12 protein-coding genes are annotated in these 14,263 nt (G+C 71.5%); 4 read left to right on the plus strand and 8 right to left on the minus strand.

Translation table 11 applies throughout. From position 1 onward, the window contains the following. Positions 1 to 36 precede the first annotated feature (36 nt). From F1734_RS06590 to F1734_RS06600, 3 genes are read right to left on the minus strand one after another with little or no spacing between them, the layout of a single operon-like run. Entirely contained in the window at positions 37 to 1,188 is a 1,152-nt protein-coding gene (locus tag F1734_RS06590; RefSeq protein WP_203011447.1) for a lysylphosphatidylglycerol synthase transmembrane domain-containing protein, read from the minus strand. Beyond that, positions 1,185 to 2,612 (minus strand): HAD-IB family hydrolase, encoded by a 1,428-nt coding sequence (locus F1734_RS06595; RefSeq protein ID WP_010593915.1) that lies wholly within the window; start codon positions 2,610 to 2,612, stop codon positions 1,185 to 1,187. Before F1734_RS06595 ends, F1734_RS06590 begins: the two co-directional genes overlap by 4 nt. Then, a complete protein-coding gene (locus tag F1734_RS06600; RefSeq protein ID WP_203011448.1) occupies positions 2,609 to 4,960 on the minus strand; it encodes a glycerol-3-phosphate 1-O-acyltransferase in 2,352 nt (783 codons plus the stop codon). The genes F1734_RS06595 and F1734_RS06600 overlap by 4 nt, the downstream gene beginning before the upstream one ends. Positions 4,961 to 5,130: 170 nt before the next feature. Here F1734_RS06600 and F1734_RS06605 point away from each other — a divergent pair, with 170 nt between their 5' ends. Beyond that, a complete protein-coding gene (locus F1734_RS06605; RefSeq protein WP_040274103.1) occupies positions 5,131 to 6,612 on the plus strand; it encodes a bifunctional aminoglycoside phosphotransferase/ATP-binding protein in 1,482 nt (493 codons plus the stop codon). Between the two features lie 52 nt (positions 6,613 to 6,664). Then, positions 6,665 to 7,390 (plus strand): VIT1/CCC1 transporter family protein, encoded by a 726-nt coding sequence (locus F1734_RS06610; protein WP_010593919.1) that lies wholly within the window; start codon positions 6,665 to 6,667, stop codon positions 7,388 to 7,390. Positions 7,391 to 7,429: 39 nt separating this feature from the next. On the opposite strand, the gene F1734_RS06615 is transcribed toward F1734_RS06610, so the two are convergent. The 3 genes from F1734_RS06615 to F1734_RS06625 form a co-directional block, all read right to left on the minus strand. After that, positions 7,430 to 8,323, minus strand: coding sequence for a universal stress protein (locus F1734_RS06615; protein ID WP_010593920.1), 894 nt, complete (start codon positions 8,321 to 8,323; stop codon positions 7,430 to 7,432). A 51-nt stretch (positions 8,324 to 8,374) separates the two neighbouring features. After that, positions 8,375 to 9,367 carry a zinc-binding alcohol dehydrogenase family protein gene (locus F1734_RS06620; protein ID WP_124258669.1) on the minus strand — a complete coding sequence of 331 codons (993 nt, stop codon included), beginning with the start codon at positions 9,365 to 9,367 and terminating at the stop codon, positions 8,375 to 8,377. Between the two features lie 102 nt (positions 9,368 to 9,469). Next, a complete protein-coding gene (locus F1734_RS06625; protein WP_119699468.1) occupies positions 9,470 to 10,996 on the minus strand; it encodes a CYTH and CHAD domain-containing protein in 1,527 nt (508 codons plus the stop codon). Positions 10,997 to 11,223: 227 nt separating this feature from the next. Here F1734_RS06625 and F1734_RS06630 point away from each other — a divergent pair, with 227 nt between their 5' ends. Both F1734_RS06630 and F1734_RS06635 read left to right on the plus strand, forming a co-directional pair. Then, positions 11,224 to 11,757, plus strand: a complete 534-nt coding sequence (locus F1734_RS06630; RefSeq protein ID WP_026137801.1) for a flavodoxin domain-containing protein — start codon at positions 11,224 to 11,226, stop codon at positions 11,755 to 11,757. Beyond that, positions 11,747 to 12,754, plus strand: coding sequence for an Acg family FMN-binding oxidoreductase (locus F1734_RS06635; protein WP_010593924.1), 1,008 nt, complete (start codon positions 11,747 to 11,749; stop codon positions 12,752 to 12,754). The genes F1734_RS06630 and F1734_RS06635 overlap by 11 nt, the downstream gene beginning before the upstream one ends. A gap of 15 nt (positions 12,755 to 12,769) precedes the next feature. On the opposite strand, the gene F1734_RS06640 is transcribed toward F1734_RS06635, so the two are convergent. Continuing rightward, a complete protein-coding gene (locus F1734_RS06640) occupies positions 12,770 to 13,276 on the minus strand; it encodes an SRPBCC domain-containing protein (protein ID WP_003936463.1) in 507 nt (168 codons plus the stop codon). Between the two features lie 29 nt (positions 13,277 to 13,305). Then, entirely contained in the window at positions 13,306 to 14,226 is a 921-nt protein-coding gene (locus F1734_RS06645) for a pseudouridine synthase (protein WP_017680878.1), read from the minus strand. Positions 14,227 to 14,263 lie beyond the last annotated feature (37 nt).

Genomic DNA, 14,263 nt, shown 5'->3' on the forward strand with positions numbered 1-14,263 from the left:
ATCCGGGCGGACGGGCACGGCGTGTCGGAGCGGGGCTCAGTCCTGCCACAGCTTGTCGAGTTCGGGGCCCGGTTCCTCGTCCGGCGGGGCCCCGCGGTAGCGCAGGGCGAAGATCACCCAGCCGATGGCCGCGATCATCAGGAAGCTCACCAGCCGGTACACGACGACCGCGGACAGGGCCTGCGCGCCGGTCATTCCGCTGGCCGTCAGCGCGGGCACGAGCACGGCGTCCATCACGCCGAGCCCGGCCGGCAGGAGGGGGATCGCGCGGCTGGCGGCGGTCCCCGCGGCGTATGCGACGGCGATGCCGGCCAGGCTGGGCTTGCCGCCGATCGCGTACGCGGCGAAGGCGAGGCACGCGCCGTCGCACAGCCAGTTGAACAGCGACCAGCCGAACGCCCGGGCGGCGTGGGTGCGGTCGAGTTGGACCGCCCGCAGCTGAGCCACGATGCGTTTCCAGGCCCGGGCACCGGCCTGTGCCGGCTTCTTGCGCAGGCGGTTGACGCCGCGCAGCGCGATGATGCCGATCGATTCGAATGCATCGGGCCGGCTGGCCGCGTACTGCACGAGCACGACGAACGCCGCGAACCCGCCGAGGGAGAAGATGAGCGAGAACGGGTTGGTGGTGGCGCCCACGAGCAGCGCGCCCACGATGCCGAGCAGTGCCAGTCCTGCCGCCTGCAGCAGACCGGCCATCACGAGCTGCCAGGTGGAGACGACGGGGCTCGCCCCCCACTTGCGCATCTGCCGGTACGTGAAGGTGGTGGCCACCACCGGGCCGCCCGGCAGGGTCACGCTCATCGAGTTCGCGGCGTACGCCACCGACAGGGACTGGCGCTGCGTCACCGTGACCCCGGCCGCGGACAGCAGGGTGCGCTGCACGCGCGCGAAGCTCGACATCTCGGTCAGTGCGGCCAGGATTGCCGCGCCCACCCACCACCAGCGCAGGTCGGAGAGGTTGCTGACGCTGGTCTTCAGCTCCGGCCAGACGAGGACGACCTCGACGGTGAGGACGACGACGAGCACGAGTCCGAGCAGCCACTTGAGGCGCCGGCGCCGGGTCGGCGACATTCCGCCGTTGCCGTTGCCGTTGCCGTTGCCGTTGCCGTTGCCGTTGCCGTTGCCGTGGCCCGGGGTGCGGTCGTGTTCTCCCACGGCCGCGTCCCCGTTCTCACCCGCATCGGTCATGCGGGCCAATTCGCGAGCGTCTTCCGGTACAGGTCCTCCACCTCCGCGACCCGCGCGCCGAGCTCGTCGAGCGTCCAGTCGCTCACGTCGATGGGGTCGAGAACCACCACGTCGACGGTTCCCGGCCGCAGTACCGTGGAGTGCTTCCACAGCACCTCCCCGGCGTTGCGGATCACCACCGGCACGATCGGGACGCCCGCCTGCATGGCGATGTGGAACGCGCCCTTCTTGAACCGGCCGATCTCCGGGGTCAGGGAGCGGGTGCCCTCCGGCGCGATGATCACCGAGGTGCCCTCGCGCAGTGTGTCGACCACGGGACCGAGTGCCGCCTTCGCCTGCTCGGTGTTGGCCCGGTCCACGAACGCGGCCCCGACGAAGCGGAGCACCAGCCCGAACAGCGGGTCGCTCGCCATCTCCTTCTTCGTGACCCCGGTGAAGCTGTGCCGCAGCACCCGCGCCATGATCACCGGATCGAGCTGGCTCTGGTGGTTGAAGATGAAGACCGCGGGACGCTGTGACCAGGCGTTGGCCTCGTTCCGGATGTCGACATCGATGCCGGCGAGGGCCAGCGGGACCTCGCCCGCCAGGGTGGCGATCGAGTCCAGCGCCACCTTCTTGTTGCGGTTGAGCAGGCCGAGGCCGACACCGGTCCACACCGAGCCGAACAGGCCGCCGTACGCGGCGAGGGTGCGGACCACCTCTTTGGTGCCCGGCGTTCCGCGCGGCCTGAATCGCAGGATCGGCCAGCCTTGCGCGGCGGCGGTGCGCTCGAGGTTCCGGTCCGGGTTGGTCGGCGTCGGATTGCCCATCGTGGCGAGGAAGTCGGCGTCCTCGCCCCCGTTGGAATACGTGTAGCTCTGCTCGCGATCGATGTTGTTCGCCTCGGCGAACGCCGCCACGGCCTGCGCTTTGCCGCTGCGCCACAACGACTTTCCGTCCACCCGACCCGTGAGCACCCCGTCGCGCACCTCGAGCGGGCTGAACAGGACGTGCTCGACGCCGAGCGCATCCGCCGTCGCCTGGATCTGGTAGCGCGACGCCGAGGACGCGATCACCACCGTGTGCCCCGCCGCCTGGTGCGCCCGGATGAGCTGCCACGCCTCGGGATAGATGTGGCCGGCGATCGTGGACGCGAACAACCGGCGCCCGATCTCGTACAGCTCGTCCTCGGTGTGCCCGCCCCACGCCTTGAACGCCACCGCGACGAACCGCTCGAAGTCCGCCTCGGTGTCGTGGCCACGCAAACCGTTGAGCATGGTGGCGGCGAGTTCGGCGGCGCCGACCTTCCCGGCGAGCAACCGGTCGCGGAAGAAGTGCAGGCCGGAGAAGCCGTGGACGATCGTGCCGTCGAAATCGAAGAACGCCGCGATCTCCGGACCCTTCGGCCCGGTTCGCACCCGCTCGAGCGCTTCCTCGAGGATCACCGCTCCGCCTTTCTGTTGGATACGTCGAGAGATTCGGCGAGCCGGACCCGCTCACCCACCGCGAGCAGCTGCGCCGCGAACTCCTCCCGTCGCTGCCGGATCTCGTCGCCTCCACGTTCCAGCAGCCCGCGGTTGGCGGCAAGCTGCAGCGCCGTCGCGAACAGTTCCGACGAGACCGACTCGGGCCCGAACAGCCGGCCCTGCAGCAGCATCTGCCGGCCGACGGCGACGCACTCGTCCAGGAACGTCTTGCGGTCGACCTGCAGGGCCGGGTCACGCCGGGCAAGGCGTTCGGCGACGACGAGCTGCGCGTCCAAGAAGGACCGCAGCGCGCGGTGCGCCATGAAGAACCCGGTTTCGAGCAGCGCGGTCAGCGCCAGCTCCACATCCGGCAGGGCGTCACGCCAGGACGGCATCAGCAGGGCGATCTCGTCGCGCATGTCGGCCTCGAACCGGTCCCGGTCGGGGAAGAAGAACTCGAACTTGAGCAGGTCGCGCACCGCCTTGGCCTCCTCCCACGCCGCCCGCACCGGATCGAGGCCGGGATTGGCGTGCGCGTGGAGGACCGCCAGCTCCATCAGGGCGCGGTTGACGAACCAGTGCACGCCGCTGTTGCGATAGAACGCGGCGACCAGGTGCTGCCCGGGCTGGATCGAGTAGACCGGCTCGTCCCCACCGGCGTAGGTGGTGACGACGCCGGCATCGCTCAGCGCGGACAGGACGTTCTCCAGGCCGCCCTCGACGTCGAGGACGTCGAGTTCGCCCTGCGGTATCCCGCGGGCGTCGATGTACCGGCGGACCGGTGCGATGACCGCCCGCACCTCGTCGAGGGTCAGCGCCCGGTCCCGGACACCGAGCAGGGCGAGCGTGACCAGGCAGTTCACGGTGACCGGGGTGTGGCAGTTGATGCCCACGGCCACCTCGAACGCGACCTTCTGCAGCGCCTTGCGGCTGCGCTCGGTGTATTCGGTCTCGTCCGCGGCGGGTTCGCCGGACAGCTCCGGGTCCCCGCTCGCGGCGAGCTGCGAGCGCATCGACAGCGGTTCCCCGAACCGCACGTACACGTTGCCTGCGCGGCGTCGCTGGTTGCGCGCGTACCTCGCCAGCCAGGCCAGACCCTCGGGCTTCTTCTGGGCGCCGGTCTGTTCGGCCGCGACGGCCGCGACCTCGGCGAGCCCCTCGTAGGTGATGGAGACCGGCACGAGCATCGCGTCCTCCACCCGGCCGCCCCGGATCGCGTTCGCGACGTAGTTGAGCAGGCCGTAGCGGGGCGAGCGGAGTTTGCCGGTGCGGGTGCGGCCCCCCTCGAAGTACCACTCCAGGTTGAACCGCTTCGTCAGCAGATATGCGAAGTACTCCTCCAGCGCCGCCTTGTACACGGCGTCGTCACCGAAGCTGCGACGGATGAACACGGTGCCGGTGCGCCGGGCGATCGGACCGATCGGCCAGAACGTCAGATTGGCGCCACCCATGAGGTGGTTCCGCGGGAAGTCGTTCCGGGCCAGCACGTCGCCGAGCACGAAGGCGTCCGCGTAGGACCGGTGCGACGGCAGGAACACCAGCGGGTAGCGGCGGTTGAGGTCGCGCAGACTCCGCAGCCCCGTTTCATCGGCGTGCACGGTCCACGCCGCGGAGTGCAGCGGCCGCATCATCTCGGTGAACAGGTCCGTCACCAGCCGGGACTGGACGGCGACGAGTTCCCCGAGCGCGGAGGTCGCGCGTGCCCGCACCTCCTCGGGCGCGATGTTGTGCTCGGTGCCGATCGCGTCGAGCCGGCGCCGGAACGACGCCGAATCCATGATCTGCTCCGCCACCAGCTTCGGCACCTTGTACCGGTCGCCGATGACGGCCCGCTCGGCGCGATCGAGACCCACCACCGCGCGGTGGGTCACGAACCGGGCGAACGACTCGGGTGCCGGATCGCCGTCCTCGGCGAGGTGCCGGGACCGCAACTCGCTCAGCCGTGCCGGCTCGGCGAGGACGATCCGGAATCGGTCGGGGGAACGCCCGACCAGCCACTTCTGCAGGAACCGGTTCGGATTGCGCGGGTTGGTCAGCGCCACGATGTCGGAGAACCGGACCCGCCGCTCGCCGTCGCGGGCCTCCGGCAACCACACCACTCCCACGGGCAGCACCAGGGGATCGTCGTCCCGGCCGACGAGATCCTGCGCGAGACGACGTGGGTCGAGGTCCATCTCCTCGACCGGCCCGTCCGCGCGGTACTCTGCCGGCACCTCGTCCGACCGCAGCCAGTGCGAGATCAACCTGCGCTCGATCGGTGTCGTCGTCTCGGTGAGAACCACCGTCGGGTGCCCGCCGATGTCCGAGTCCCGCCCGTTCGTGCTCATGTCTCCCCATTCCCGGATAGTCCGAATGAAACGTACCGCGGATCGGCCGCCCGCTCCGGCACAACCACACGAGAGACCTTCGGCACTTCTGCCGGCGCGCGATCCGGTCCACGCTGAGGCAAGGTGGGCAACGTACCGAAGTTCGACAGGCTTCATCGGGGAGGAACTCCGTGACCGGCACCGACCGATCCGAACCGGCGTACGCGGCGATCCGGGAGACCCACACCTCCGTGGTGTTCTTCGTCGGGGGCCGCGTGCACAAGCTCAAGAAGCCGCTCGACCTCGGGTTCCTCGACAACCGGACCCGGCAGGCGCGGGAGCGGGCCTGCCACCGTGAGGTCGAACTCAACCGGCGTCTCGCCCCCGACGTCTACCTCGGCGTCGCCGACGTGCACGGGCCCGACGGTCTGGTGTGCGAGCACCTCGTCGAGATGCGCCGGTTGCCCGACGACCGTCGCCTCGCCGCCCTGGTGCAGCGCGGCGAGCCCGTCGCCGCGGTCGTCACCGCCGTCGCGCGGCAGGTCGCCGCCCTGCACGCCGCGTCGCCGCACGAGCCGGCGATCGACCAGTGTGCCACGGCGCAGTTCCTCGGCGGACTGTGGCGGGAGAGCCTGGATCACCTCGACCGGCTGCCCGTCGGGGCGGAGGCGACGGACCTGCTCACCGCGATCCGGGACATGGCCGGCCGCTATCTCGCGGGCCGCGAGCGGTTGCTCGACGAGCGGATCGCCGCGGGGCGCGCCGTCGACGGGCACGGGGATCTGCTCGCCGACGACATCTTCTGCCTCGACGACGGCCCCCGGATCATCGACTGTCTCGAGTTCGACGACCGGTTGCGCTACGGCGACGCCGCTCTCGACATCGCCTTCCTCGCGATGGACCTCGAACGGCTCGGCGGTGAGGCGGCGGCGCGGCAACTGCTGCCCGCCTACGCCGAGTTCTCTGCCGACGCGTTCCCGTCGTCGCTGATGCACCACTACATCGCGTACCGGGCCGTGGTCCGGGCGAAGGTCGCCGCGCTGCGGCACGAGCAGGGCGACGAGCACTCCCGGGGCAGCGCGCTCGCGCTGCTGGACCAGACCCGGCGCAACCTCGATCGGGGCCGCGTCCGGCTCGTCGTCGTCGGGGGTCTGTCCGCCACCGGCAAGACGACCGTGGCGCACCTGGCGGGGCAGCACCTGGGCGCGACCGTGCTGCGCAGCGATGTGGTCCGAAAGGAACTGGCCGGTCTCGCCCCGACCGCCGATGCCACCGCCGCCGTCGGTGCCGGGCTCTACAGCGCCGCCCACACCGACGAGACCTACGACGAGCTGCTGCGCCGCGCCGCCGTCGCCCTCGGTCACGGCGAGTCGGTCGTCCTGGACGCGACGTGGCTCACCGAGCCCCGGCGGGAGGCGGCGCGGGCGGTCGCCGCCGCCGCGACCGCCGACCTCGTCGAGATCGAGTGCCGGGCGGACCCGGCAGTGCTGGTCCGCCGCATCGTGGCCCGGCGTGAGCGGGGCGGCGACGCGTCGGATGCCACGCCCGCGGTCCTGGACGACCAGCTCCACGTGCGCGACGAATGGCCCACGGCGCGCGTCGTGGACACGAGCGGCGACAGCCTTCCCGACGGCGCGTGGCTCGAACGGGAACTCGGCCCCCGGCCGTGGTAAGGACAGGCTCGCATTGCTACCGCGACGGGTGGAATCGCCCTAGCCTGAGGGCATGTCGACCGATCCCTCGCTCAGCCACGCCGACGTCGAACCGCATTCCGGCGGCATCTCGGCGAAACTGAACTGGCTGCGCGCCGGCGTCATGGGCGCGAACGACGGCATCGTCTCCACGGCCGGTCTCGTCGTCGGTGTCGCTGCCGCCACCACCGACGAATCGACCATTCTCACAGCGGGTTTCGCCGGCCTCGCGGCGGGTGCGGTGTCGATGGCCCTGGGGGAGTACGTGTCGGTCAGCGCGCAGCGGGACACCGAGCGGGCGCTGCTGCACAAGGAACGCCGCGAGCTCGAGGAGATGCCGGACGCCGAGCTCGAGGAGCTGACCGCGCTGCTCGAAGGCAAGGGGATGTCGAGGGTGACGGCGCGCACCGCGGCGAAGGAGATGACCGAGCGCGACGCGCTGTCTGCACACGCCGAGGTCGAACTCGGTATCGACCCCGGGGCGCTGGCGAATCCGTGGGCCGCGGCGCTCTCGTCGGCGGTCGCGTTCACCGTCGGCGCACTCGTGCCGCTGCTCGTGATCGTGCTGCCGCCGGCGGACCTGCGGGTTCCCGTCACCTTCGTGTCGGTGCTCGTGGCGCTGGCCCTGACGGGCTCGGTCAGCGCGTGGCTCGGTGGGGCGCGGCGCGGGCGGGCGATGTCCCGCGTCGTGATCGGCGGTGCGCTCGCGATGATCGTGACGTACGCGGTGGGTCTGGCATTCGGGACCGCGACGGCCTGAGCCCGGCGCCGCCCCGGGACGGGCGGCACCGGACGGTCGTCACTTCTTGCGGCTGATCATGATCGGGCAGGGCGCGTTGTGCAGAAGATTCTGGCTCACCGACCCGAGCAGCGCCCCGGTGAACTGGCTGCGACCGTGACTGCCCACCACGACGAGCTGCGCGTCCTCGAGCTGCCGCAGGATCACCTTGGCGACGGGACCCCGGTCCACGACGCGGCGGACCTCCACGTCGGGGAACTTCTCGTGCCAGCCGGCGAGAGTCTCGGCCAGGACCGCGGATTCGGACTCGCCCACCGCCTCCCAGTCCACGAGCGTCGCGACCGTGCCGACGCCGAGTGCCGCGTCGCCGATCCACGAGTGCACCGCGACCAGCGGTACACCGAACAGGGCTGCGTACTCGAAGGCGTGCCCGACCGCCGCCGTCGACAGCTCACTGCCGTCGACGCCGACGACGATGGGACGGGTGTCCGGCAACGGACGTTCGGTGTCGCCGCGCCACACCACCACCGGGCACGGGGCGTGGTTGGCCACGCGCAGCACGGTCGAGCCGAGCAGGAAGTTCTCCACGGCGTTGGCGCCGGTGGCGCCCATCACCACGAGCCGGGCGTCCTCGGCGGCCTCGAGCAGGGAGTTGGCGGCGGGGCCCGGCCCCATGAAGCCCTGCACCTCGAGATCCGGATGGTCGGAGCGGATCACGTCGGTGACGCTCGCCAGGATCGCTTCGCCGTCCTCCCGGAGCTGGTCGACCATCTGCGACTGGATGAGCACCGCGGCCTCGCTGTAGAAGATCCCTTCACTGGGCAGCGAGTGCACCAGGTGCAGGGGCGCTCCCAGCCGCGCGGCGAGGGCGGCCGCCCACCGGGCCGCACTCGTGGCGACGGCGGAACCGTCCACGCCCGCTACGACGGCATTCCGGTTGGCAAGTGTGCTCATTCGTTCTCCTTCTCGGTGCGTTCTCCGCGCTCGGGGCGCAGGACGAGTGTTTCACGGAACCAGGACCGCCGCGCCGCCGAAACGGCCCGCGGACAGGTCCTCGAGCGCGCGGTCGGCCCGGTCGAGCCCGTACGCGGTGGTGGTGACGTGCAGGTGGTGTTCGTTCGCGAAGCCGAGGAATTCGCGTGCGTCGGAGCGGGTGTTGGCCGTGACGCTGCGCACCTGCCGTTCGCGGAACAGATGCTGCTGATAGTTCAGCGGCGGCACGTCGCTGAGGTGGATGCCGGCGACCGCGAGGGTGCCGCCGGCGTCCAGTGCGGCGAGCGCGGTGGGCACCAGTTCCCCGGCGGGGGCGAACAGGATCGCCGAGTTCAACGGCTCGGGCGGCGCGTCGTATGCGCCCTGAGCCGAGGCCGCACCGAGGTCCAGAGCGAGCCGCCGGGCGGTCTCGCCGCGGGTCATGACGTGCACGCGCGCACCCCGGGCCAGAGCGACCTGCGCGGCGAGGTGGGCGCTGCCGCCGAAGCCGTACAGACCGAGCACGCCGCCTTCCGGAACCTCGGCACGCTCCAGAGCCCGATAGCCGATGATGCCGGCGCACAGCAGCGGGGCGAGTTCGGCGTCCGAGTACCCGGACGGCAGGGGGAGGGCGAAAGCGGCAGGGACGGTGGCATATTCGGCGTATCCGCCGTCCGCGTCCCAGCCCGTGTAGGTGGAGTTCGGGCACAGGTTCTCGTCCCCGCGCAGGCAGTACCGGCACCGGCCGCACGTACTGCGCAGCCACGGGATGCCCACCCGGTCGCCGACCCGGTGTGTGCCGACGTCGCCGCCGACCACCTCGCCGACGATCTCGTGGCCGGGGACGACGTGCGGCCGGTGCACCGGCAGGTCACCCTCGCTCACGTGCAGGTCGGTCCGGCACACCCCGCACGCGAGGACTCGCACCAGCAGTTCCCCGGAAGCGGGTTCGGGGATCGGTTCCCGAACCGGCCGCAGCGGGTGTTCCGCCGCGGGCCGCGGCCGGTCGACCCGCCATGCCCGCATCTCTCCGTGGGTGCTCACGGGCGTCTCCTTCCGTCGTCCGGGCTCAGCATGCCCCCTCGCGGCGGTGGTCGGCCAGGGGAGAAGGACCCGGACGCGGGTGGTTCACCTCCACAGGGGTTTCGATGCTCGCCGCGCCCGTTTCCAGGCACGTTCGAGGTGCGCGACCTGCTCCTCGCCGACCTCGAGTTCGCGCTGGTAGACGACCCCGAGACCGAAGCTCGACTCGGCGGTGTGCTCCTGCTCGGACACCATCTCGAGCAGGTGCTCGCGCGCGACCACCGAGTCCTGGAACTCGCCGAGCAGATCCTGGAAGTCGTCGAAGTGATCGAGGGCGCGTTCGGCGCGCTTGCGGTGCAGCGGCCGCAGCACCTCGATGGCGTAGCGCATCCGCTTGGCGCCCTTGCGGGCCCGATGGACGAGTTCGTCCCGCTCGACGTGCGTCGCGGCCTCCCCGGCGTGACGCACCCGGCGCGAGACCTTCTTCGCGAGACGCGCGAGCGCGCGGTCGAGATCCTTCGGGCGGACCTGCCGTGCCTCCCGGCCGGCGCCGGACCTGACCGTCCCCGCCGCGAGCCCGTCGATCAGTGTGTCGAGCGCCTCGAGCAGAGCCGCGTAACGGTCCGAGTCGAGGGCGGCGACGGCCTCGAGTCGCGCCGCGTCCGACCGGGCGGAGAAGTACTCGTCGACGCGGGCGCGGATGGCCTCACGCTGCGCCTCCACGGGCACCTCCGCGATGCGGCCCACGAGGCGTTCCCACTGCACCTCCAGGTCCCGCGAGGGGCTGAGTTTCCTTCCCGTCCAACGCAGTTCTTCGACCAGGCCGTCGTCGATCGCGAACGTTCCCGCATACGTCTGCAGCGCGCTGCGGATCCGGCGCAGGGCCTTGCGCATGCTGTGGACGGAGTCCGGAGCGTCCCGGCGCACGCCGATCTCGGCGAGTTCGAGGGTGCGCAGCTCGCCGCGCAGGTAATCGCGCAGGTGTCCGGCCGGACCGGGCACCTGCTCCTCGGCCGGCAGCAGATCGGCCAGCGCCCGATGCAACTTGGAAGGACTCGGTGCCCGCGTGATTCCGGCTTCGGTCAGCCGCTCCTCGACGGCGTCGAGCAGCTCGGTGCCGCCCGACGCGAGCTCGACCTCGATCTCGCGCCATTGCTGCGGTTCGCTGCCCTCCTCCCGCGTCGCCGAGACGTCGTCGACGACGACTTCCGCGAGGACCCGGCCCTCCTCGTCGATCAGGCGATGGCGCCACCGCTGCGTGTTCAGCGCCGCCGCGAGCGTGACGGGACGCGCACGGCGCACCCCGCGCAACAGGGCGAGCAGTTCGGCCGGGGGCCGGTCGGTGTCGTCGCCCAGCGGGAAGCGCACCTCCGTCCGGGTGTCGGTGCCGGCGGGGAGCTTCGTGTGCCAGCCGGCGTCGTGCCCTCCCTCACGGCGGCGCAGGGTGATCCCGGCGCGCAGCAACCGCAGGTCGTCGGTGTCGTAGTACCGCGCGGACAGCTGCTGCAGTTCGGGTTCGGGGTGAGCGTCGACGCCGGGCAGGCCCGACAGGTCCGGCAGCTGCTGCCCGTGCCCGACCGTGTACTTGCGTTCCGATTCCTCGACCGTGTCGATCCTGGGCGGCATGGTCATGCGTCCGACTCCTGTTCCGGCAGGTTCCCTGGTGTTCTCCGCGCGCGTCGGCGGCGTCCGTCAGACCACTCTGCCACCCGGTCGCCCCCCTGCGCCTGTCGCCGGCGATCGGCGCAGCGCCCCCGCCGCCGGACGCCGCTGCGGGGCCTGTGCGCGGGTCCTTCGACTCTGGCCGACCGCGTGCCCGCCGGGCGATCATCGAATAACCTGGGCCGGGGAGGACGCAGATGAGGATTTTGGTCACGGCGGCGAGCAGGCACGGCTCGACCACGGAGATCGCCACAGCTCTCGCGGCCGCCCTGCGCGACAAGGGAGCGCGCGTCGACGTCGTCGCCCCCGAGCAGGTCGACGCCGTGGACGGCTACGACGCGGTGGTCCTCGGCAGCGCCGTCTACCTCGGGCACTGGCTGCACCCCGCGAAGACCTTCGTCGATCGGCATGCCGGCGCCCTGCGGGAGCGCGCGGTCTTCCTGTTCTCCTCGGGCCCCATCGGCGATCAGGACCGGCCCGTGAACAGGCCGTACGACGCGTCGCACGCGTCGGAGCGCACCGGCGCGCGGGAACACCGGATGTTCGCCGGGAAGCTGGATCCGGAGGTCCTCGGTGCCGGCGAACGCGTGGTCGCCCGCATGACCGGAGGGCGTACCGGGGACTTCCGGGACTGGGACGCGATCGGAAACTGGGCGGCGCAGATCGTCGAGTCCGTGGGGCGGCAGGCGGTCGAGTCGAGCGGCTGGGGGAGAGACAGCGATGGTCACTGAGATCCGGCCGGACGTCGCCACGATCCGCGATGCGGTCGAGTCGGCGTGCCGGGCGCCGTCCCTGCACAACAGCCAGCCGTGGCGCTGGGAGTGGACGGGCGGACGACTCGAACTGTATGCCGTGGCCGAGCGGATGCTCGGTCGCACCGATCCCGGCGGCCGGCAGCTGCTCCTCGGCTGCGGTGCGGCGCTGCACCACGTCCGCGTGGCGCTGTCCGCCGCGTCGTGGATCCCCACGGTGACCCGGCTTCCGGATCCGTCGCGGCCGGACCTGCTGGCCGTGCTCGACTTCGACCGGCCGCACACGGTCGACGCCCGTGACGCAGCCCTCGCCCTCGCGATCGACGCCCGGCACACCGACCGGCGGCCGTTCGCGGCGCCCACGACCCTGCGCGAGAGCCTGGTGGACCTGGAGAACGCCGCCCGCCGGGAGGGTGCATCGCTGTCGATCCTCGACGCCGGTGCCCGCTCGGATCTCGCGCGGGCGTCGGAACTGAGTACGGCGATCCGCGAGGGCGACGACGCCTACCGGCAGGAGCTGGCCTGGTGGACCGGTCGCGCGGAACCCGGCGACACCGGCGTTCCGGCATCCGCACTGCTCGACGACGAAGCCGCCGGGGACGTCGACGTTGCGCGTCGATTTCCCACGGGCGCAGGGAATTTGGACACCGTGCAGCCGAAGGTGGACGCGTCGGCGCTGGCGGTCCTGAGCACCCGGAGCGACGAACGGATCGACTGGCTGCGGGCCGGGGAGGCGATGTCTGCGGTGCTGCTCGAAGCCACCGCGGCGCACTTGGCGACGTGCCCGCTCACCCACGTGACGGAGATCGAGGCCAGCCGGGGCATCGTGCGCACGGCGACGGCACGGACCGGGGAGGTCGCAGGATTCCCTCAGGTGGTGATCCGGCTGGGGGCACGCAGCGCCCGCGGGCTGCCGACCACGTCGCGGCGTCCGGTCGACGAGGTCTTCGTCGACCGGAGCGGAGGGGCCGGATAGTCCCGGGCGGGCAGGTCAGTCGGACGGGTTGCGGTACATCTCGGCGAGTTCCCGGGCACGATCTCCCGGTGACCAGTCCACGTCGCGACCTTCCAGCTGGGCTTCGAGGACCTCGAATCCGGCGTGCCAGTCGGCACCGTGTGCGTAGGCAGAGTCCTCGTCCTCGACGGTGTGCGTGAGCGTCAGCCAGCAGCCGCCGGAACCGTCCGGCACCAGTTCCCAGTGCAGCACCTCGGCGTCCCACATGTATTCGAGAATGCGTCCGGGGTGCACGGCGATGACGGTGCCCGTGGCGGTGTGGTCGGCGGGCAGCCCGAGGCGCTCGGCCTGCTGCTCGGTGGCATGGAAGACGAGCTGGGCACCGGGGGTCAGATCCAGTTCCACTCGGGCCGGGAACCAGGCGCGCAGATACTCGGGGTCGGTGATGACCCGCCATACGCGGTCCGGGGGATGGGCGAAGGCATGCTGGAAGCGCAGGGCGACGCGACCGTCGTAGGTGCGCGAAACGATGCCGTTATCCATGGGGTCCTCCAAGACGTGAGCCCGCGCGATCAACGGGGTCCTGGTGTGCTGTGCCTCCATGCTGCCAGGTTTCGTGCGCTGACGAAGCGGGTCCGCCGACCTGTGTACGGATCGTCGAACTCCACCGCGCGGGCCAGCAGCTGCAGGGGATTCGAATAGTCTTGGGGCGCAACGTCGTATGCGTTCGGGTAGAGGTTGTCGCCGAGGATCGGCAGACCGAGGGAATTCATGTGGACGCGCAGCTGGTGCGTCTTGCCGGTGCGTGGCAGCAGGCGGTAACGGCCCAGGCCGGCGTCCGTGTCGAGCAGTTCGACCCGGCTGAGGGCATTGACCTCGCCCGGCACCTCACGCGCCTGCAGCACGCCCCGTTCCTTGACGATGCGGCTGCGCACCTCCCGCGGAAACCGCATACCGGGCACGTGCCGCGCGACGGCCTCGTACTCCTTGTCCACCCGCCGCGCATCGAAGAGCGACTGGTAGGCCCGGCGCGCGCCGGCGTGGACGGTGAACACCAGCACGCCCGCCGTCAGCCTGTCGAGCCGGTGCGCCGGACTCAGTTCCGGCAGGTCGAGTTCGCGGCGCAACCGCACCAGCGCGGTCTCGGCCACCCACGACCCGCGCGGCGTCGTCGCCAGGAAATGCGGCTTGTCCACCACCAGCAGGTGCTCGTCGCGGTGCAGCACGTCGATCTCGAACGGCACCCGCTCCTCGACCGGCGGGTCGCGGTACAGGTACACGAATCGGCCCGCCGCGTACGGGGTGTCCTCGGTGATCGCCGTGCCCGCGCCGTCGACGACCTCGCCGCCTGCGACCTTCTCCCGCACGCGTGCGACGTCGGCGGGGAACCGCGCCGACAGGAACTCCGCCACCGTCGCCCAGGAGCCGCCGTCGGGCAGCCGCAGGCGGGTCGGATTCAGGCCGTCGCGGACGGGCAGCGGAGCGCGGCGCACCCCCGCACGGTAACTGTTTCCGTCAACCGTCCGCGCA

Origin of the sequence: Rhodococcus ruber (assembly GCF_016804345.1) — a bacterium.
Lineage (GTDB): Bacteria > Actinomycetota > Actinomycetes > Mycobacteriales > Mycobacteriaceae > Rhodococcus > Rhodococcus ruber.

What these genes read in the sequence shown, in the direction of transcription:
- F1734_RS06600 (WP_203011448.1), bottom strand. Translation starts at nt 4,960, where the DNA reads ATGAGCACGAACGGGCGGGACTCGGACATCGGCGGGCACCCGACGGTG.
- F1734_RS06630 (WP_026137801.1), top strand. Translation starts at nt 11,224, where the DNA reads ATGAGGATTTTGGTCACGGCGGCGAGCAGGCACGGCTCGACCACGGAG.
- F1734_RS06635 (WP_010593924.1), top strand. Translation starts at nt 11,747, where the DNA reads ATGGTCACTGAGATCCGGCCGGACGTCGCCACGATCCGCGATGCGGTC.
- F1734_RS06625 (WP_119699468.1), bottom strand. Translation starts at nt 10,996, where the DNA reads ATGACCATGCCGCCCAGGATCGACACGGTCGAGGAATCGGAACGCAAG.
- F1734_RS06590 (WP_203011447.1), bottom strand. Translation starts at nt 1,188, where the DNA reads ATGACCGATGCGGGTGAGAACGGGGACGCGGCCGTGGGAGAACACGAC.
- F1734_RS06615 (WP_010593920.1), bottom strand. Translation starts at nt 8,323, where the DNA reads ATGAGCACACTTGCCAACCGGAATGCCGTCGTAGCGGGCGTGGACGGT.
- F1734_RS06640 (WP_003936463.1), bottom strand. Translation starts at nt 13,276, where the DNA reads ATGGATAACGGCATCGTTTCGCGCACCTACGACGGTCGCGTCGCCCTG.
- F1734_RS06620 (WP_124258669.1), bottom strand. Translation starts at nt 9,367, where the DNA reads ATGCGGGCATGGCGGGTCGACCGGCCGCGGCCCGCGGCGGAACACCCG.
- F1734_RS06610 (WP_010593919.1), top strand. Translation starts at nt 6,665, where the DNA reads ATGTCGACCGATCCCTCGCTCAGCCACGCCGACGTCGAACCGCATTCC.